The organism is Streptomyces sp. NPDC107528, assembly GCF_055639295.1.
This window is the reverse complement of the sequence record NZ_JBVKAV010000008.1, coordinates 316066-333403: the sequence shown is the minus strand read 5'-3', so window position 1 is coordinate 333403 and position 17338 is coordinate 316066. Positions and strand designations below refer to the sequence as shown.

The following is a 17338-nucleotide window of genomic DNA, read 5'->3' as shown; positions in this document are numbered from 1 at the left end:
GGCCTACAGACCAGGGACGACATAGGCGTCCGGTGGCATCTCCGAGCCCTGCTTCGGAACCTCTGTGGGCTGCCTGCCTGCAATGATCGCTCCCTGGTTGTCGAGGGACTCGCTGGGTCCGTACGGCCCGCTGTCCCAATAGCCGCTATGGCCGTGGGTGTCGACCTCGAAGTTGTTGCCACCGAAGCCTCCAAGCGTCGGGTCACGGCCGAGGGTGTAGTCGGAGGTGTTGTTGGCGACAGCGTCGTCCTCCGCTGTACCGACCCACACGTGCTCGGGATCCATCTGCAGATCCTCGGCCTCGTCCACTGTCATCCCAGGACTACCGACTGCGACCACGTCGTCCGCGCCCAGGCCGGAGCCTCCGGCTGCGGCAGCACCCACGACTGTGGAGCCGTAGCTGTGTCCGATAACGGTGGTGTGACTCGGCGATCCGTCATGCGCGGCATGCGAGCCCGCCACGAACTGCCGCAGGTCAGGAGCGGCGTCCTCGGCTCGCCCGGTTCCACCGACACTGGTGAAGTCGGTCGCGGACGCCTCGGGGGCGTCGTAGCCGAGCCAGGTGATCATCGCCACGCTCTCGCCGTTGGACCGGCTCTCCGCCGCCGACTGAAGCCTGTCGATGCGCTCGAGCTGACCGGGTACGGCGTCCATGTTCGTGTTGGTGCCTGGCACCAGGATGCCGGTGTGCGCGGCCGTGTCCGGGTTGCCCATGGCGATGATGGCCCGTCCGTCGTCCTTGGAGTCGTAGCCGAGGAGGTACAGCTCCTTGCCCTTGGGCGCGGCATCCGCGGCTTCGAGCCGGTCGTTCAGCACCTGGAGGTTGCTCAGGCGCCTGTTGACGGTTTCATCGGTGTCCCCCGGGAACCCTTCGTCCCAGTTGCCCTCCTGGATCAGATTCATTTCCTGGGCGAGGCCCGTGCGATTGGCGTCGTCGCGCACGTCCGACGGCAGACCGTCGGTCGCTCCGATCTGCCTCGGATAGAGCGTGGTGTAGGTCTGACGCTCCTCGGGGCTGAGGGCCTTCCACCAGTCGGCGGCAGCCTTCGGGTCGTCCGAGGGGATCTGCGGGGCCTGCACACCCACAGCTTTCATCGCGTTCTTGACGTCCCGGGCGGATTCCGCCGCCGCGTCGCGGCTGAGCGGATCGGTGAGAATGTCGCCGTTCAGCTCGGCGAGGGCCCTCGCGCCGTCGTTACTGGCCTTGTGCGCGGCAGCCAGGGCCTCGTCGATGGCGGCGCGGTGCCCCCCGAGCAGGGAGCTGCGGTCCGCGATGATCTGCTGTGCGTCGGGGTCCTGGCGTGGAAGGCCCGAGGTCGTCGGATCGCTGACCCACCCGTCGTTGTCGACGTCGAAACCGTCCTGCTCCGCACGCCGCACCGCGTTACGGAGGTCGGTCTGGGACTGCTCCATCCAGAACCTTGTGGTGTTCAGGACCTCGGCGATGGCCATGGCCTCCGTCTCGACCACACCGATGCGCGTCTCGACGTCCTCCAAGTAGAAGAGGGCCGCGTCGGCGTCATCGCCCTTCCAGGACTGGTGCAGCGGCCCGGTGACCTGTCGGCGGTGGCGGTCGGTGAGCGAGTCCATGGTCGTCGAGAGCCCGCGCCAGGACTTGACCGCGGCTTCCAGGTCGGAGAAGTCCTGCTTCATCAGCCGGGAGAAGTCAGAAGCCACGTCGGCTCCCGCTCGGCCGGCCCGAGAGCCCCGCAGAGCATGGTAAGCCAACCCAACTAGGCATATGGCAACCCCCGTTGCTACTCATTCATGAGTTCGAGGCGCTCAGCCTAGCCGACGTCTTCTCGCCCTAGGCCGTTGCTTCTGGATCACCTCGTATCGAGTGGCAAGGCCCTGCCACTGCAATGAAAGCCGTAGGCAGGCAAGGGGGTTGGGAGAGCCGGGCCGACGCCAAGGTGCCGGCTCCGGCAGACATCACAGCGCGGCTCGGCGTCGCCGCCGACCCGGCATCGCTTCTGGGTATCCAGGAAGCCGCTCATCCCATCAACCGCTAGCAGGAAAGCCCTGCATCAGGTCGTAGCTCCTCCGCTCGTATCGTGACCGCATGCGCAACGAGAGGCACGACGAGCGGCTTTCGGATGCGGAGTTGGAGCTGTTCCTCCAGTACCTCCACAGATTCGCGAACCACGACCTTGACCTCTACGCCCTCATACAGGTTGGAGACCCCGAGCACCCCGCCTACGTGTCCATCAGCAGGACGCCAGAAGCGGGTGTCGACCCTTCGACCTATCGGCGGCCGTGAACCGGCTCCGAGCCGTGTCGAATGTGTGTCGACGGCAGGTGGCGAGCTGTGAGCGGAAGGCGGATCTGCCCAGGTCAATTACCGACCCCCGGCGATCGCACCAAGCGCCTTCTAAGCCTTGGCCGCAGGTTCGAGTCCTGCCGGGGGCGCCCAGTCTCCGCCCTCCTTCGGGAGGGCGTTTTTGCTGTTCAAGACGGGATTCAGGCGCCCTGGCGCTCGGCCCGCCGCCGGGCCAGCTCTTCGACCGCGGTCGGCAGCGTCGTCTCGAAATCGATCAGCTTGGCCCAGGTCGGGGTCACCACGATCCGGACCATGCCGTCGTACAGCGAGCGCACCTCGGCCTCCCATTCGACCCGCTGCTCCGCCGACATCTGGTAGCTGCCGTTGGCCTGCAGGTACTCCTCGGGAATGCCGTCGACGACGTCCAGCTCTGCCCGGCCGCGGATCAGCAGGATCTTCGGCGGGTGGACCTCGGTGTCGATCGTGAGCGCGACCATCGGGTTCGCCCGCAGCGACGGGAGTTTGGGCGCGTTCTTCGCCGTACACATGACGATGTGCGACCCGTTCCAGGTGAAGGCGATCGGTACGTTGCGCGGGGTTCCGTCCTTGGCGACGTAGGCCAGGCGGGTCACGTCACGGGCCAGCAGCTCCTGGCTGGTCGGGCGGTTCAGAACCTCGGTGATCTCGTTCGGTTGCATGGTTCGGTTCCTCCTTCTCAGCAAACACTCAGCGCAGCTGCTCAGCGAGTCCGACGATGATGCCCTCCGGGCCGCGGAGGTAGCAGAGCAGATAGCTGTCCTCGAACCGGGCGATCTCGCCGACGAGTTCGGCGCCGTGAGGGCGCAGGCGGGCAACGGTGTCCTTGAGGTCGTCGACGGCGAACATGACCCGGTGCGTGCCCAGCACGTTGTGCGGCCGGTTGCGCGGCCCGTCGCTGATCACCGCGGGGCTGTGGTACTTCGACAGCTCGAGCCGGCTGTGGCCGTCCGGGGTCCGGACCATCGCGATGTCACAGCGGACGCCGTCGAGTCCGGTGCTCTGGTCGGCGACGAGGCCCTCGACCTCCATCCTGCCCTCCAGCTCCATACCGAGTTCCACGAAGAACGCGATGGCGGCATCCATGTCCTCGACGACGATGCCGACGTTGTCCATCCGCTGAATCGCCATGCTTGTTTCTCCTTCTTCCTCTTCTTCCTCGTGCGGCCGGCGTTGGCCGCTGCTGTCCCTGGGACGGAGCCGGTCGCACGTTCTCGACATCCCCAGGCGGTGGAACTCCGAAAAAATCTGGATCGAGCCTCGGGTGAAGTTCATCCGGATGCACCAGCCCACCGCCGGCACGCTGAGAACGGTTCCACGAAGGAGGCCCACACCGTGGTAGCTGTGCTGTGCGAGGCAGACATCAGAGCAGGCTTGCTCAGCCGATCCAGCGCGCTCGGCGTCGGTGGCGCAGCAGGTCAGGAGGGGTGCGCCGACATTCGGCGGTATTCGCGGGGCTCGGGCCGGGTCGAGGGGTCCTTCCCGGCGCGCGCCGTCCATTCGACTCCGTTGCCCTCGTCATCGAGCCGGGATCTCGCCACCGTTGCCGACCTGGAGGCCGGCCCCCTGTTCCGGCACGCCCTGCTGGTTCTCTCCGACGAGCCGTGCCGCCGTGCACGCACCGGCGTTCACGAGCGTGCCGGCGTGGGCCCCCCGCTCGACTGTCCGCGACGGCCTCAGTCGACGGCCGGCAATTTGCCCAACGCCGCTCCGAGCGCGAGCTCCGTGGCGCCCCGGGACTGGAGGCCCTGCTGGAAGAGCTCGGCCGTACGCTGTGTCGCCTTCTCGCCGCGGACGAGTTGCTGGAACAGTGCGGCGTCTGCGCGCACTTCGGCGGGCGTGGGCAGGCTGATGGCGTTGATGGCCGACTTGGCCGCGATCAGGGCGTCGCGGGGAAAGCCGCCGATCCGCGCGGCGATGCCTGCCACGAGCTCGTCGAGTTCGGCGTCGGGGACGGCACGGTTGACCCATCCGTAGCGCTCGGCGAGGTCGGCGTCGAAGTCCGATGAGGTCAGTACGGCTTCGAGTGCTCGGCCCCGGCCCAGCAAACGGGTGAGGTGCTGGATCCCGCCCGCGCCCGGGGGTGTGCCGATTCCCACTTCGGGCTGGCTGAGGATGGCGTTCTCCCGCGCGGCGAAGCGCATGTCGCAGGCGAGGAGGAACTCACTGCCCGCTCCCCGGGCCCGGCCGCGCAGCTTGGCGATGGTGACGGCCGGGAGCCGGCTCAGCTTGCGGAACAGCATTCCCAGGGAGGCGTCGCCGGGGCCTCCGGCCTTCGCGGCCTCGGCGGTGTACTCGGCGACTTTCGTCAGGTCGACGTGCGGGAAGAAGAAGTCGGCGTCCGCGCTGTCGAAGATCACCACGCGGGGGGCGGTCGGGGCCGACAGTTCGTCCAGCAGCGCGACCAGGTCCCGCACGACCTCGGGGCCGATGAGGTTCAGCGGCGGGGCGTGGAACGTGGCGGACAGGACGTTGCCGTCCAGCCTGGTGATGATGGTTTCGTACGACGCGGTCATCCCGATCTTCCCGTCCTCACCCATCCTGAGCTTGCCCTGAGCTTGCCCTGAGCATCACAACATATCGGGCTATTGCGGTCAGTGCTGGTCAGAGGTCCGTGCCGCCGCCGACGTCGAGGTACTGGCCGGTGATCCAGCGAGCTGCGTCGGAGGCGAGGAACCCCACCACGTCCGCCACGTCGGCAGGTCTGCCGATCCGGTCGAAGACGGACCGTGCGGCCAGGGCGGCCCGTGCCTCGGGCGTCGTCCTGCGGCGGGCGTTCATGTCCGTCTCGATGAACCCGGGCCCGACCGTGTTGACGGTGATCCCGCGGCCACCCAGCTCCTTGGCCAGACCCAGGGTCATCGTGTCCAGCGCGCCCTTGGACATGGCGTACGCGAGGGACTCGGGGAAGGCGCGCCGTGAGGCGAGCGAGGAGATGTTGATGATGCGCCCGCCGTCCCGCATCCGCGGCAGCGCGCTCTGCACGAGGAAGAACGGCGCCTTGGCGTTGACGGCGATCATGCGGTCGAAGATCTCGGGAGTGGCCCGGCTCACGGGGCCCGAACCGCTCGTGCCCGCGTTGTTCACCAGGATGTCGAGCGAGCCTTCGTCGGCCGGCGCCGTTTCGCCCTCCTCCCGCTCGCCCTCCTCCCGCTCTCCCTCTTTCCGCTCTCCCTCTTTCCGCTCGCCCTTCTCCCGCTCGCCCTCCTCCCGCGCGCCCCCCTTCCGCGCGCCCTTCTCCCCCGCGCCGTACCGCTCGTACTCCCCCCGCTCGCCCCCCTCCCCCGCGACGTACCCCCCGTACTCCTCCCGCTCCTTCCGCAACCCCGCGTCGAACGCCTCGAAGACGGCCCCGGCGTCACCCGGCACCCCCAACTCGGCCCCGAGCGCGAAGGCACGCCCGCCGTTCTGCCGTATCTCCTCGACGAGTTCCAGGGCGGCGGCCTCGCTGCGGCCGTAGTGGACACCGACCAGCGCCCCGTCCTGGGCGAGGCGTCCGGCGATGGCTCTGCCGATGCCCCGGCCGGCCCCGGTGACCAGTGCGATCTTGCCCGTCAATGTGCTGTTGCTGTCCACGAAGTCCCTGCCCCTGCCCTGAGCCTCAGCGATCCAGGAACCGCCGGTACCAGGACGCCTGTTCCGCCATGGCCTGCGCGAAACCCGCCCCGGGTCCCACCCCTGCGGCCGTCCAGAAACCGTCGTCCGCGAACCAGTGGTCCACGGCGAGCATGTCGAGGTGGTGCAGTGCGCGCGGCTGCCCGGCGAGGCGGGCCCGCGCCTCGTCGATGTCCACGGGTACGCCCCTCAGGTGCGGGGCGAGGCGGTCGGCCACCGTGTCCAGCAGGTCCGAACAGGCAACGGGATCCGGGTGGTTGACGTGATGGACGCCGGCCAGGTCCCGGTCCGACAGACCGGCGGCGACCACCGCGCGTCCCAACGCCCGTACGTCGACGACCGAGTGCCGGGCGGCGCCGCCCTTCAGCCCCGCCGACAGCAGCCCCATCAGGCCGACCAGGCCGGGCACCACCCATCGGTCGCCGGCGCCGAGCACGAGGTGCGGGCGCAGTACGACGCCGCCCGCGTCCAGCACGTACCGTTCGGCGGCGGCACGGGCACGGCTGGTCGGCGAGGCCGGTGCGAGCGGCAACTCGCCCGGGAGAGCACCGGTGAAGGGCCCCCGGCCGTACACGGCGGCCGTACTGACGTAGACGACGCGGGACACACCGGCGCGCGTCGCCTCCTCGACAAGGGCGCGGGTGCCGTGGTCGTTGACGGCCTCGGTGAGCGGTCCGTCGTCGCCTATGTGGGAGGCACAGTGCAGTACGACGTCGACGCCGTCGCAGACTCCACGCAACGACGGCGCATCGGCCAGGTCGGCCCGGACGACGTCCGCCGCGCGGCCACCGTCCGCGCCGCCGCCGTCCGTTGGCAGGCTCGCCGGATCGCGCAGCAGGAGCCGCACCGGGTCCGGCGTGTCGCGCTGCGCCTCCCGGAGGGCGGTGACCACATGACTGCCGATGAAGCCGCTGCCTCCGGTGACGAGGATGCGTGGTGACAAGGTGGGCCCCTCCTTGACGGACTACGGACGAACGAACGACGGACGGCGGACGGCGGACGGCGGACGACGGGTCGCACGCGTGATCAACGGTCGGTGACGGACCCGCTGCTGGTCAATCCGCCCTCGCGCCACGCGTCGTAGAGTCGATCCAGTCGGTGCCCCGGCCATGGAGAGGAACCACCGTGCGGCTGCGCTGTGCTGTGCTCGACGACTTCCAGAACGTCGCGACCGAAGTCGCCGACTGGTCGCCGCTCGCGGACGACGTGGAGGTCGTCCAGTTCACGACCCACTTCCCCGGCGAGGACGCCCTGGCCGAGGCCCTCGCCGACTTCGACATCGTGGTCACCCTGCGCGAACGCGTCCCCTTCCCCGGCTCCCTGCTCGCCCGGCTCCCGCGGCTGAAGCTGCTGATCGCCTCCGGGATGCGCAACACGGTCATCGACTACGCCGCCGCCGAGGCGCACGGCGTCACCGTCTGCGGTACGGCGAGCTCCTCCACGCCGCCCGTCGAGCTCACCTGGGCCCTGCTGCTGGGCCTCGCCCGCGGCCTCGTCCAGGAGAGCAACGCCCTGCGCTCGGGCGGCCCCTGGCAGCAGACCGTCGGCGCCGACCTGCACGGTCGCCGGCTCGGCGTGCTCGGCCTGGGGAAGATCGGCAGCCGGGTGGCCCAGGTCGGTCTCGCCTTCGGGATGCACGTCAGCGCGTGGAGCCAGAACCTCACCAAGGAGTACGCGGACGAGGTCGGCGTCCACCTGGCCCCCTCCAAGGAGGCCCTGCTCGCCGACAGTGACTTCTTCTCCGTCCACCTCGCGCTGAGCGACCGCACCCGCGGCCTCGTCGGCACCGCCGAGATCGCCCTGCTCAAGCCGACGGCGTATCTGATCAATACCTCACGCGCGGCGATCGTCGACCAGGACGCCCTGCTCGACGCCCTGCACGAGGGCCGCATCGCAGGCGCCGGCGTCGACGTCTTCGACACCGAGCCCCTCCCCGCCGGCCACCCGATGCGCACCGCGCCGCGCCTGCTCGCCACACCCCACCTGGGCTATGTCTCGCAGGCCAACTACGCCACGTACTACGGCCACGCGGTCGAGGACATCCAGGCGTACCTGGCGGGTTCACCGGTGCGACGGCTGCCCTGACGGCCGCGGTCAGGCGATGTCGGCCGCCGCCCGCCCGGCCTCGGCCGGGCGCCGGTAGATGCCCTCGCTCCGGCGCAGGTGATGCAGGTCGACCAGGTAGCGCCGGAGCGTCACATGGTCGATGTCGTCGCTGTCCTCGCACCAGGCGCGCAGCTTCTCGTTGACGGTCCGCTCCGGGTACTCCACGCCCGGTTCGAAGGTCTGCTCGGCGATGTGCCGCAGCACCAGCTTCTTGCGGGTCCACCGCGCCGGGAGCCGGACCAGCCGCCCGTCCCGGACGAAGGTCCGCAGGACCATGTCAGTGGGCCCGTCACCGGAGGCGGGGCCCGGGTCTGCCCCGTTGCCGTCCTCCCGCCGCGCCGCCGCGCGCACCTGCTCCTTGAACAGGCCGTACGCCACGGCCAGTTCCCCGTCGTCCCCGGCCGTCACCACGCCCTGCTCCCGCAGCCGCCGCAGCGACACGGCCGTCTCCTTCGCGGACAGCCCCGCCGCCAGGGCGACCTGCTCGGCGCTCCGCGCCCCCAGCGCCACGGCGGCGAAGGCACGCACCCGGGTCTCTTCGGCGAACAGCCGGACCAGTTGTTCCGTTTGTTCCGTCGGATCGGTTGCCATGTCCGGAGGCTAACGGCCATGGACCGCGGGGCCGAGCGATTTTCCGGCGGGCCGGGGTGTCAGGCGTACCGGTAGATCCTGGACACGTCCTCCAGCTCGTCCGGGGTCACGTCCCAGGGCGGCAGCCGTTCGTCCCGGGCGACGATCCGGCGGTACTGCACGCTGTCCCGGCCGGGCGGCTTCGCCGGCAGATAACGGTGTTTGCGGTGGCGCCGCTGCCAGCGCTGCCACTGCATGTCCACGAAGGCGTGGTGCAGCCAGAAGACGGGGTCGTTGACGGACGCGCCGCCGAGCATGGCGCCCCCGACCCAGCGGTGCACCCGGTTGTGGTTGCGCCAGGAGTCCCTGCCGGTGCCCCACCCCTCCAGCTTGTTGCGGAAGCCCTTGGTGACCGTCGAGTCCCACGGGGCGGCGTCGTAGACCGGGTCGTCGAGGGCCTGCTTCAGGTCGGCCTTGGTGGGCAGGGCCATCGGGTTGCGGGAGCGGCCCAGGTCCCGGGTGAGGAAGTCGCCGTCGGTGACGCTCGCCCGGATGGTCCAGTTGCCGGTCCGGTAGGCGAACGGCCCGGTCATCACCTGCCGGTCGCCGGTCCGCCCGTTGCCGCCGAGCAGTTCGTCGGTCCACGGCAGCGAGGTGGTCTTCCGGTCCCGGGTCCAGTCCCAGTACGGCACGGTCACCGAGGAGTCGACCCGCCGCAGCGCGTTCTCCAGGTCCAGCACGAACCTGCGGTGCCAGGGCAGGAAGGAGGGCGCCATGTGGGCGGCGCGCAGCCCTCGGTGGCCGTCCCCGACGAAGTGCGCGATGTGCAGCCGTACGAACTCGTCGTACTCGCCGCGCCGTTTGATCTCCAGCAGCGCCTCGACGAACCGCCGCCGCTCGGTGCGCGTCAGCTTGGTCACGTTCTTACGCACGTACGCCATGCTGCGCCTCCCCGTGCGGGTGCCCACCACCGAACGGCCCGGGAGCCAGGTCACGCAGTCGCCCGCCGGACCCGAGTTCGTCGACGGCCGCGCGGGTCGCCTCCAGCGGAGTGCGGTACCAGCCGTAGTGGTCGACCATGCTCAGCCAGGTGCCGTCGGCACGGCGCATCAGGTGCAGCGGCCGGCCGTCCACGGTGACGTGCCAGGCGACGTCCAGGGCGGTGAGGCCGCCGAGGGACATGGCGGCGCCCTTGATACGGCGGCCGCGGTAGGTCTCGTCGAACGCGGTGTCGGTGTCCGGAGGTCGCTCCGCCGACCGGGAGGGCCGGGACGCGGTGACGACCGGGGCGAGCGCCACGGCGGCGGAGGCGAACAGCAGCCGCCCCAACTCCCGCCGTGTCCGCCGCTCCGGCCCGCTGCTCACCGCGGTGCCCGCCCCCTGTACCGCACCCACCGAGACCCCGTCTGCGCTGACGGCCATCGCTCACTCCTCGTACGGTTCGGCTGTTCGTACGAGTAACCGAGCAGGTAGCCCCGCGGTCACCGCCGAAGCGCCCATACGGTGCAATGGTCAGCTCGTCCAGAAGTCCCACCAGCGGGTCAGGATCAGCATTCCGACGATGCCGATGTGCAGCACCGGGAGCACCCAGGTGAACTCGGCGAGGAACGTCTTCACCGGGCCCGGCGCGGGCAGGAAGCCGTTGCGCACGGTGAAGGACGTGACGTACCAGAACAGCGGGATCGTCGCGAGCCAGGCCAGGCAGCACCACAGGCACAGGGCGTTGATCCGGTACAGGGACTCGAACTGCAGCCAGGACACGAACCCGACCCCGAAGAGACAGCCGGCCGCGAAGGTCAGCCAGTACCAACGCGGGAAGGCCGCCCCGGCCAGCAAACTGACGCCGACGCAGGTCACGACGGCGTAGGCCGCCAGGCCCAGCATCGGGTTGGGGAACCCGAAGGCCTCGGCCTGGTCGCTCTCCATCACGCTGCCGCAGGAGAGGACGGGGTTCAGGCTGCAGCCGGGGACGAAGTCCGGGTCCTCCAGCAGCTTGAACTTGTCGAGGGTGATGACCCAGGAGGCCAGCAGCCCGGCCGCCCCGCAGAGCACCAGCAGCAGGGCGAACGCCCGGCTGCCGCCGGCGGTCCGGCGCATCGGCCGCGCAAAGGCGCTTGGGTCAGGGGCCACCGCGCGACCTTATCGACGGCCCGCGGAGCGTTCCGGCGTCCGCTCACCCGACCGGCCGACGGCTCGGGGGGCCGTCCGCCCGAACGAGGGACGCGGACCGCTTCCGGATGTGGTCAGCGGTAGACGCGGAGGTAGTCGACGTCGAAGGTGATCGGAGCCGGGTCGCGGGGGGCCGCGTGGTACTGCCCGGCGCACAGCGACAGGTTGAGGATCGGATACGCCGACCAGCCGGGGCCGACGCCGGTGCCGTCGGAGAAGACGCGGTGGCCGTTGACGTACCACTCGACGCAAGTCGCGCCGAGGGCGGTGCCGATGGTCACCCACCTGTCGGGGCCGATCGCGTCGACGTCGGTGTGGTACGTCGAGGCGTGGTTGACGTGGTTGGACAGCTCCAGCAGGTGCGGGTTGTCCGAGTGGTACTCGAAGCAGTCGACCTCGTTCTCGCCGTCCTTCCAGGTCCACAGCGCCGGCCAGGCTCCGGTCCCGCAGGGCAGTCTGACGCGGGTCTCCATGTAGTCCCCGGCCCGGACCCGGAACTCCTCGGCGGAGTACTCGGTGGTGAGCAGGCCGGTGTGCCAGGCCTGCCGGCCGTTCTCCAGGGTGCGGCCGGCCGGAGTGGCGGTGAAGGTGGCCACGCCGCCTGAGACGGTCACGGCGCTGGGGGTGAGCCAGTCGAGCTTGTTGTCGTCGGGGTTGTGATCGCAGTAGCGGTAGGCGCTCGATCTGTCGCCGGTCCATCTGGCGCCCCAGGCGATCGGTGCGGTGAATTCCTCCGCCCAGATGAGCGACCTGCCAAGGGCCGCGGCCGGCGTGGAAACGTCGCTGTCGGTGGTCATGGCGGCGAGGGTAGGCCGCGGGACGGCCCGAACCGGACCGGCTCGACGAGAGTTCCGTCCGTCAATTCCGAAATTCATCTTTTTGATCGCGCAAGCGGCCCAACCCGCCCGGCACCACCATACGATGAATTGATTCGCCGACCAGATGCCAATCGATCCGAATCCCGTTGCGCATTCCATTCTCCACTCCGCCGACTTTCATGCGTATGGAGTAACGCGTCGCTTTTGCAGCGCTGTTGGACTGCTATGTTCTCCAACCGTCGGATCAGAGGTACTTTCAAGCGAGGTGAATGATGAAGAAGGCAGTTTTCACCACTGCGGCTTTGGCCATCGGTGCGGGTCTTGTGGGTGGCTCGGCCGCCGCGGCGGTGGCCGCCGGAGGATCGGGAAGCCCTGCCGGGCCGCTCGGTCTCATGTCCCCGACCAAGGTGACGCCGGCGGTGGTGCCCGCGGCCGACACCGTGGCGCGACTGGCCCGCGACGGCGGGATCGCCAAGGGCAGCGCGTTCGACAAGAAGAACTCGGGGGGCATGTCCGGCGTATACCTGGACGGTATGGACCCGGATGCCGCCAAGCGGCCCACGATTCCCGTGAAGAACCCGGCCGGCAGCGGCACCGTCCAGGTCCGCCCGCTGCAGGCCCCGACCGCGTCCGGTCTCGGCACCCTGCTCCCCAAAAAGTGACGACCCGGCAACCGTACGAGTCGGCCGTACCGGCGAAAGCCGGCCCCGGATTTCTGAGACTCTGATCCGGTTCTCGACAGCCGGAGGCCTTACGTAGGCCGGACGCTGGATCCGGACCGCAGCGCCACCTCCGCACATGGCGGGCCGCAAGCCCCCTGGCACCCGCGAACCACTGTCCCGGCCCACCGGCCCGCACCCTGTCGGTGGGCCGGACGCATGTCTGCGCCCGTTCCGAACGGCACCATTCAGCAAACGACCCAAGGCATTTCATGGAAGACCGCGCGGATTACCGCTCGACTCCCTGCGGACACTCGGCATTGCGCCATCCGATGGAATCTAGCCGCGTTTGAATGTTCCCACCGTGACTTATGCGTGCATATACGGGTTTCCTTTTCGTAAGCGTGCGCAACCGTGAATTCAGGAAGGAACCAAGTGCCCAAGAAGTTCGCGGTCATCACGGCCCTCGCCCTCAGCACCGTCGTCGGCAGCGCCGGCATTGCCTCTGCCGGCGGCTACCCGAGCAGCGGCGGCGACACCACCACCGTCAAGGGCGGTAGCGGTTTCTCGTCGTCCCCGGTCGTCGTGAACGAGCCCCAGCAGGGCGTTCTCGTCTCCAACGGGACCCTCGTCGACCTTCGCTGCGCCGTGCCGTGGTCCAACGGAGCCGTCCTCGCCGCCACGATCGCGCCGAACTCGAAGTACGTCGGCTGCAACACCGGCGAGATCGAGCAGGCCCGCAACTCCGTCCACAAGGGCGGCCTGCTGTTCTGACCCCTGCTCCGAGCGATTCGAAGCAGGTAAACACCAAGCGCAGCCCGGAAAGGCTCAGCACATGCTTAACAAGGTTACGGCCATTTCCGCCCTCGCCGCGGGCATCGCCCTCGCGACCGGCGGCACCGCCGCGGCCGACAGCAACACCACCACGGTCAAGGGCGGCACCGGCTTCTCGTCGTCCCCGGTCGTCGTCAATGCGCCTCAGCAGGGTGTGCTCATCGTCAATGGCACGCTCGTCGACGCTCGCTGCGCCGTGCCGTGGTCCAACGGAGCCGTCCTCGCCGCAACCCTCGCGCCGAACTCGAAGTACGTCGGCTGCAACACCGGCGACATCAAGCAGGGCCGTAACGAGATCCACAACGGCGGCCTGCTGTTCTGACCCCTGCTCCGAACCATTCGCAGCAGGTAATCCTCAAAACGCAGCCCGGAAAGGCTCAATCATGCGTAACAAGGTTACGGCCATTTCCGCCATCGCCGCGGGCATCGTCCTCGCGACCGGCGGCACTGCGGCGGCCGACACTGACACCACCACCGTCAAGGGCGGTAGCGGCTTCTCGTCGTCCCCGGTCGTCGTCAACGACCCGCAGCAGGGTCTCGCCATCGTCAACGGCACCCTGATCGACGGTCGCTGCATCGCCCCGTGGTCGAACGGCGCCGTCCTCGCCGCGACCATCGCGCCGAACTCGAAGTACGTCGGCTGCAACACCGGCAAGGTCGAGCAGGGCCGCTACTCCGCGCACCTCGGCGGCCTCCTGTTCTGATCCGTGCTTCACCCCATGGCGGTCCGCCGGTATGCCGGCGGACCGCCATCGGCGTTTCCGCGCCCTTTCTGATCCAAAGCCGCTGATCCAAGAAGCTTCTGATCCAAACCTCTGGTACAAAACCTTGGGCCCTGTCTGCGTCAGCGTGCAGACAGGGCCCAAGGTCAAGGAGCGCCAGCAAGGAGGAGGAAAGAGCGCCCATTCAATTGGTCCAACTGAGTTGCTCCGCCTCCGGTCACCCTGAATCCTCCATTTGGCCCAAGCCGAAGGGGCCGGCTCCGAGTTCGGAGCCGGCCCCTTCGGCGTAGAGGAACGAATGGTCTACCTGATGTCTACCGGAGCGGAAGTCCACCGAGCAGCTGGCCGTCGACGGGGTTCGGCAGGGCACCGCCGATGACAGGGGTCTTCACGACGCCCTGCGACTTCATGCCCTTCTTCACGTTGTCCGCCGTGCGCTTCACGTTGTTCCCCACGTAGCCCGTCGGCACCTTGGCGGCCGAGGGGAGGCTGCGGGCGACCGTCTTCCCGTTGTCCACGAGGCCCGACGCCGGCATGTTCACCGCGGAGGCGACGGGCACGGTGGCACCGGCGATGGCGAGGGAGCCGACGACGACGGCAGCAGCCTTCAGGTTCTTCATCATGTTCCTTTCCAGGAAAATCATCTTCGGTAACTCGCGTTCTCCTGGGCTAACGATGGCTACGCCGCTCTGGAAACTCTGCCGCCGCCAACTTCCGGGAACTCATACGAGAAGACCGATCGGCGGCTGCTGCGCAACCGCAGCGGGTCCGAATGGGTGATCCCCTGCGAGAAACAACTCCGAAAACGTCATCATTCCAACACACTTGACTGCTTCTCGGATAAGTATGGATAAGTGGCTGGTGTTGCTCGTCTCTTTGGTCCAGTAAGCCACACGTCGTGTCGCTGGTTCGGACTCTTTTCCTCGGAAGGGCAGCCTCGGTCATGCGCATTACGCCGCACATCCTGCATGTGGCCCAGCCCGTCGAGGGCGGTGTCGCGCGGGTCGTGACGGACCTGGTGGCGGCTCAACTGGCCGCGGGGCTACGGGTGACCGTGGCCTGTCCGCAGGGCGGCACCCTGACCGACGCCCTGCGCACGCTGGGCTGCACCGTGCGCCGTTGGGAAGCGACCCGTTCGCCGGGGTACCGACTCGCGGCCGAGGTACGGCAGTTGGCCCGGCTGTGCAGCGATGTGCGGCCCGACCTGGTGCACGCGCACAGCGCGAAGGCAGGGCTCGCGGCCCGGCTCGCGGTGCGCGGTGCCGTGCCGACCGTGTTCCAGCCGCACGCCTGGTCGTTCGAGGCCGCGGAGGGACTCGTCGCGCGTGTGGCGCTCGACTGGGAGCGTTTCGGGGCCCGTTGGGCGGCACGCGTGCTGTGTGTGAGCGAGGCCGAGCGGCTCACCGGGGTGCGGGCGGGCATCACCGCCCCGTGGCGGGTGGTCCCCAACGGGGTCGACACCCACAGGTTCCGGCCGGAGGGAGACAGCGCACGGTCCGGGGCAGGCCCACTGGTCGTCTGCGTGGGCCGGCTGTGCCGTCAGAAGGGGCAGGACGTGCTCCTGGCGGCCTGGCCCGAGGTGGCGCGGCAGGTGCCCGGGGCGCGACTGGTGCTGGTCGGCGACGGCCCGGACGCCGGCCGGCTGCGTGCCGGTGCGCCCGCGTCGGTGGAGTTCGCGGGCACCACGACCGACACCGCGCTGTGGTACCGGGCCGCCGACGTCGTGGTCCTGCCGTCGCGCTGGGAGGGCATGGCGCTCGCCCCGCTGGAGGCCATGGCGTGTGCCCGGCCGGTAGTCGTCACGGACGTGGACGGAGCGGGCGAGAGCCTTCCGCCCGGCCATCTGCCGTCCTGTCTGGTGCCGCCGGACGACCCGGCCGCACTGGCGCGGGCGCTCACCGCGCTGCTGCTCGACGAGCCGCTGCGCGCGGCGCTGGGCGCCCAGGGCCGCGCGCATGTGCTCGCCGGCCACGATCTGCGGCACGCCACGGACGCCGTGAGCGACGTCTACCGCGAGCTGCTCGACCTCGTCACCGCGCAGGTCGTCGGACCCAACGAGGGCAGGAAGTGCATCACCACATGACCGCGGACAGCACCGTTGCCTCACCGGGGCAGCAGCGGGCGCCCGAGGGCGCCGTCACCGTCCTTGCCCCGCGCGGCTTCACCGCCGGACGCCGGGGGCCCGCCGGACGGGAAGCCCGTCGTCCGCACCGGACCTCCCGGGTGCCTCTGTGGCTCGTCGACGGCGGCGGCGTTCTGCTGGGGGCCTGGGTCCTGCCCGCGTCCCACAGGTACCCGCTGGTCATCGCCCTGCTCGCGCTCGGTGTGCTCGTGCTGAACCGGCGGGCCTCGCTGTACGACACCCTCGTCGTCCCCGGTGCGCTCGACGAACTGCCCGCCGTCTGTGGCCGGATCGCCGTCGGCTGGGCGGCCGTCGTCGCGCTCTCCCCGCTGCGGTCGCTCGCGCCGGCCGTGCTGGTCACCGCTGTCGTGGTGCACTGCGCGGCAGCATGCGCGGGCCGGGCGGCGGTGCACGCGCTCCGGCACCGGGCACTGCGGCGGCGGCCCTGCCCCGCCCTGGTGGTCGGCCCGGTCGCGACGGCCCGGCGGGTCTCGGCCGCGCTGCTGCGCCAACCGGACTGCGGAGTACGGCCGGTGGGTCTCGTCGCCGACGACCCGGAGTTCCTCGGCGAGACCGACGACGAGCCCGCACTGCCGGTGCTCACCACGGCGCTGGAGGCACGCCGGGCGGCGATCCAGAACGGGGTGGAGGAGGTGCTCGTGGTGGGCGCCGGCACCCGGGAGGAGAAGGCCGCCGTGCTGCGGGCGCTGGCCGCGTACGGATGCGTGCTGTGGGAGCTCGACGCGGACCCGGCGGCGTACGGACTCGGCGGGCACCGCCAGGGGGCGGGGCAGTTGGCCGGCTTCTCGCGCAGGCTGCTGGGTGCGGAGCGCGGGCTGCGGCGCGGGAGCGCGGGCAAGCGGGTGCTCGACGTGGTGCTGTCGGGGGCGCTGCTCGTGCTGGCCGGCCCGGTTCTGCTGGTGTGCGCGGTCGTGCTGCGGACGATGGACGGGCCCGGCGTGGTGTTCCGGCAGGAGCGGATCGGCAAGGACGGGCGGCCGTTCACGATGCTGAAGCTGCGCACGCACCGGCCCGCGAGCGACCACGAGGCGGCGACGCGCTGGAGCGTGGCGAACGAGCAGGACATGAGCGCGTTCTGTCACTTCCTGCGCCGCACCTCGCTGGACGAGCTGCTCCAGCTGTGGAACGTCTTCCGCGGGGACATGAGCCTGGTCGGGCCCAGACCCGAACGGCCCTTCTTCGTCGCCAAGTTCAGCCAGGCCCATCCGGGCTATCCGGCCCGCCACCGGATGCGGACCGGCATCACCGGGCTCGCGCAGATCCACGGACTGCGCGGGGACACCTCGATCGAGGACCGGTGCCGCTACGACAACGCCTACATCGACAACTGGTCGCTGTGGCAGGACGTCTGCATCCTGCTGCGCACGGCGGCACAGTTCGTCCGGCCGACGGGGAGCTGAGCACCG

The 17338-nt window shown here is 69.8% G+C and carries 20 protein-coding genes and 1 pseudogene; 9 read left to right on the top strand and 12 right to left on the bottom strand.

Going from position 1 to position 17338, the window contains the following annotated elements; all coding sequences use genetic code 11:
• Nucleotides 1-3: 3 nt before the first annotated feature.
• A complete protein-coding gene (locus ACZ7L5_RS26460; protein WP_471519318.1) occupies nt 4-1677 on the bottom strand; it encodes an alpha/beta hydrolase in 1674 nt (557 codons plus the stop codon).
• A 185-nt stretch (nt 1678-1862) separates the two neighbouring features.
• Here ACZ7L5_RS26460 and ACZ7L5_RS26455 point away from each other — a divergent pair.
• Both ACZ7L5_RS26455 and ACZ7L5_RS26450 read left to right on the top strand, forming a co-directional pair.
• Nucleotides 1863-1955 (top strand): annotated as a pseudogene (locus ACZ7L5_RS26455) (GntR family transcriptional regulator); the annotation flags it as partial.
• A 107-nt stretch (nt 1956-2062) separates the two neighbouring features.
• On the top strand, nt 2063-2260 hold the full coding sequence (locus ACZ7L5_RS26450) for a hypothetical protein (RefSeq protein ID WP_471519316.1): 198 nt from the start codon (nt 2063-2065) through the stop codon (nt 2258-2260).
• Nucleotides 2261-2460: 200 nt separating this feature from the next.
• On the opposite strand, the gene ACZ7L5_RS26445 is transcribed toward ACZ7L5_RS26450, so the two are convergent.
• The 5 genes from ACZ7L5_RS26445 to ACZ7L5_RS26425 all read right to left on the bottom strand — a co-directional run bounded on the left by ACZ7L5_RS26445 (nt 2461) and on the right by ACZ7L5_RS26425 (nt 6854).
• Nucleotides 2461-2958 carry a pyridoxamine 5'-phosphate oxidase family protein gene (locus ACZ7L5_RS26445; RefSeq protein WP_363042595.1) on the bottom strand — a complete coding sequence of 166 codons (498 nt, stop codon included), beginning with the start codon at nt 2956-2958 and terminating at the stop codon, nt 2461-2463.
• A gap of 28 nt (nt 2959-2986) precedes the next feature.
• On the bottom strand, nt 2987-3427 hold the full coding sequence (locus tag ACZ7L5_RS26440) for a VOC family protein (RefSeq protein WP_471519314.1): 441 nt from the start codon (nt 3425-3427) through the stop codon (nt 2987-2989).
• Between the two features lie 545 nt (nt 3428-3972).
• Complete coding sequence (locus ACZ7L5_RS26435) at nt 3973-4836, bottom strand: enoyl-CoA hydratase/isomerase family protein (protein WP_471519312.1); 864 nt, start codon at nt 4834-4836, stop codon at nt 3973-3975.
• A gap of 64 nt (nt 4837-4900) precedes the next feature.
• Nucleotides 4901-5872 (bottom strand): SDR family NAD(P)-dependent oxidoreductase, encoded by a 972-nt coding sequence (locus tag ACZ7L5_RS26430; protein WP_471519310.1) that lies wholly within the window; start codon nt 5870-5872, stop codon nt 4901-4903.
• Between the two features lie 25 nt (nt 5873-5897).
• Entirely contained in the window at nt 5898-6854 is a 957-nt protein-coding gene (locus tag ACZ7L5_RS26425; RefSeq protein ID WP_471519308.1) for an NAD-dependent epimerase/dehydratase family protein, read from the bottom strand.
• Between the two features lie 182 nt (nt 6855-7036).
• Here ACZ7L5_RS26425 and ACZ7L5_RS26420 point away from each other — a divergent pair, with 182 nt between their 5' ends.
• Nucleotides 7037-7996 carry a D-2-hydroxyacid dehydrogenase family protein gene (locus tag ACZ7L5_RS26420; RefSeq protein WP_471519306.1) on the top strand — a complete coding sequence of 320 codons (960 nt, stop codon included), beginning with the start codon at nt 7037-7039 and terminating at the stop codon, nt 7994-7996.
• A 9-nt stretch (nt 7997-8005) separates the two neighbouring features.
• Here the strand turns inward: ACZ7L5_RS26420 and ACZ7L5_RS26415 are convergent, their stop codons facing one another.
• The 5 genes from ACZ7L5_RS26415 to ACZ7L5_RS26395 all read right to left on the bottom strand — a co-directional run bounded on the left by ACZ7L5_RS26415 (nt 8006) and on the right by ACZ7L5_RS26395 (nt 11553).
• On the bottom strand, nt 8006-8608 hold the full coding sequence (locus ACZ7L5_RS26415) for a DUF2087 domain-containing protein (RefSeq protein WP_471519304.1): 603 nt from the start codon (nt 8606-8608) through the stop codon (nt 8006-8008).
• A gap of 59 nt (nt 8609-8667) precedes the next feature.
• Nucleotides 8668-9528 (bottom strand): tyrosinase family protein, encoded by an 861-nt coding sequence (locus ACZ7L5_RS26410; protein WP_471519302.1) that lies wholly within the window; start codon nt 9526-9528, stop codon nt 8668-8670.
• Nucleotides 9512-10009: a tyrosinase family oxidase copper chaperone gene (locus ACZ7L5_RS26405; RefSeq protein WP_467481112.1), complete on the bottom strand. Its 498-nt coding sequence runs from the start codon at nt 10007-10009 to the stop codon at nt 9512-9514. The genes ACZ7L5_RS26410 and ACZ7L5_RS26405 overlap by 17 nt, the downstream gene beginning before the upstream one ends.
• Nucleotides 10010-10099: 90 nt before the next feature.
• Entirely contained in the window at nt 10100-10684 is a 585-nt protein-coding gene (locus ACZ7L5_RS26400; RefSeq protein ID WP_471519496.1) for a vitamin K epoxide reductase family protein, read from the bottom strand.
• 146 nt (nt 10685-10830) lie between these two features.
• Nucleotides 10831-11553: a glycoside hydrolase family 16 protein gene (locus ACZ7L5_RS26395; RefSeq protein ID WP_471519300.1), complete on the bottom strand. Its 723-nt coding sequence runs from the start codon at nt 11551-11553 to the stop codon at nt 10831-10833.
• A gap of 413 nt (nt 11554-11966) precedes the next feature.
• Between ACZ7L5_RS26395 and ACZ7L5_RS26390 the strand changes: the two genes are divergently transcribed.
• From ACZ7L5_RS26390 to ACZ7L5_RS26375, 4 genes are all read left to right on the top strand, one after another.
• Nucleotides 11967-12236 (top strand): hypothetical protein, encoded by a 270-nt coding sequence (locus tag ACZ7L5_RS26390; RefSeq protein WP_328881559.1) that lies wholly within the window; start codon nt 11967-11969, stop codon nt 12234-12236.
• 432 nt (nt 12237-12668) lie between these two features.
• On the top strand, nt 12669-13007 hold the full coding sequence (locus tag ACZ7L5_RS26385; RefSeq protein ID WP_363042612.1) for a hypothetical protein: 339 nt from the start codon (nt 12669-12671) through the stop codon (nt 13005-13007).
• Nucleotides 13008-13068: 61 nt separating this feature from the next.
• On the top strand, nt 13069-13389 hold the full coding sequence (locus ACZ7L5_RS26380) for a hypothetical protein (RefSeq protein ID WP_362382697.1): 321 nt from the start codon (nt 13069-13071) through the stop codon (nt 13387-13389).
• Between the two features lie 61 nt (nt 13390-13450).
• Nucleotides 13451-13771, top strand: a complete 321-nt coding sequence (locus tag ACZ7L5_RS26375; RefSeq protein WP_471519298.1) for a hypothetical protein — start codon at nt 13451-13453, stop codon at nt 13769-13771.
• A gap of 332 nt (nt 13772-14103) precedes the next feature.
• On the opposite strand, the gene ACZ7L5_RS26370 is transcribed toward ACZ7L5_RS26375, so the two are convergent.
• Nucleotides 14104-14412: a hypothetical protein gene (locus ACZ7L5_RS26370; RefSeq protein WP_471519296.1), complete on the bottom strand. Its 309-nt coding sequence runs from the start codon at nt 14410-14412 to the stop codon at nt 14104-14106.
• A gap of 320 nt (nt 14413-14732) precedes the next feature.
• On the opposite strand from ACZ7L5_RS26370, the gene ACZ7L5_RS26365 reads away from it, so the two are divergent.
• The gene (locus ACZ7L5_RS26365; protein ID WP_471519294.1) at nt 14733-15872 is read left to right on the top strand and encodes a glycosyltransferase; all 1140 of its coding nucleotides are present in this window, start codon (nt 14733-14735) and stop codon (nt 15870-15872) included.
• Nucleotides 15869-17332, top strand: a complete 1464-nt coding sequence (locus ACZ7L5_RS26360; protein ID WP_471519292.1) for an exopolysaccharide biosynthesis polyprenyl glycosylphosphotransferase — start codon at nt 15869-15871, stop codon at nt 17330-17332. Before ACZ7L5_RS26365 ends, ACZ7L5_RS26360 begins: the two co-directional genes overlap by 4 nt.
• Nucleotides 17333-17338 lie beyond the last annotated feature (6 nt).

What these genes read in the sequence shown, in the direction of transcription:
- ACZ7L5_RS26435 (WP_471519312.1), bottom strand. Translation starts at nt 4,836, where the DNA reads ATGGGTGAGGACGGGAAGATCGGGATGACCGCGTCGTACGAAACCATC.
- ACZ7L5_RS26395 (WP_471519300.1), bottom strand. Translation starts at nt 11,553, where the DNA reads ATGACCACCGACAGCGACGTTTCCACGCCGGCCGCGGCCCTTGGCAGG.
- ACZ7L5_RS26375 (WP_471519298.1), top strand. Translation starts at nt 13,451, where the DNA reads ATGCGTAACAAGGTTACGGCCATTTCCGCCATCGCCGCGGGCATCGTC.
- ACZ7L5_RS26370 (WP_471519296.1), bottom strand. Translation starts at nt 14,412, where the DNA reads ATGATGAAGAACCTGAAGGCTGCTGCCGTCGTCGTCGGCTCCCTCGCC.
- ACZ7L5_RS26360 (WP_471519292.1), top strand. Translation starts at nt 15,869, where the DNA reads ATGACCGCGGACAGCACCGTTGCCTCACCGGGGCAGCAGCGGGCGCCC.
- ACZ7L5_RS26365 (WP_471519294.1), top strand. Translation starts at nt 14,733, where the DNA reads ATGCGCATTACGCCGCACATCCTGCATGTGGCCCAGCCCGTCGAGGGC.
- ACZ7L5_RS26400 (WP_471519496.1), bottom strand. Translation starts at nt 10,684, where the DNA reads ATGCGCCGGACCGCCGGCGGCAGCCGGGCGTTCGCCCTGCTGCTGGTG.
- ACZ7L5_RS26415 (WP_471519304.1), bottom strand. Translation starts at nt 8,608, where the DNA reads ATGGCAACCGATCCGACGGAACAAACGGAACAACTGGTCCGGCTGTTC.
- ACZ7L5_RS26440 (WP_471519314.1), bottom strand. Translation starts at nt 3,427, where the DNA reads ATGGCGATTCAGCGGATGGACAACGTCGGCATCGTCGTCGAGGACATG.
- ACZ7L5_RS26380 (WP_362382697.1), top strand. Translation starts at nt 13,069, where the DNA reads ATGCTTAACAAGGTTACGGCCATTTCCGCCCTCGCCGCGGGCATCGCC.
- ACZ7L5_RS26410 (WP_471519302.1), bottom strand. Translation starts at nt 9,528, where the DNA reads ATGGCGTACGTGCGTAAGAACGTGACCAAGCTGACGCGCACCGAGCGG.
- ACZ7L5_RS26445 (WP_363042595.1), bottom strand. Translation starts at nt 2,958, where the DNA reads ATGCAACCGAACGAGATCACCGAGGTTCTGAACCGCCCGACCAGCCAG.
- ACZ7L5_RS26390 (WP_328881559.1), top strand. Translation starts at nt 11,967, where the DNA reads ATGTCCCCGACCAAGGTGACGCCGGCGGTGGTGCCCGCGGCCGACACC.
- ACZ7L5_RS26450 (WP_471519316.1), top strand. Translation starts at nt 2,063, where the DNA reads ATGCGCAACGAGAGGCACGACGAGCGGCTTTCGGATGCGGAGTTGGAG.
- ACZ7L5_RS26405 (WP_467481112.1), bottom strand. Translation starts at nt 10,009, where the DNA reads ATGGCCGTCAGCGCAGACGGGGTCTCGGTGGGTGCGGTACAGGGGGCG.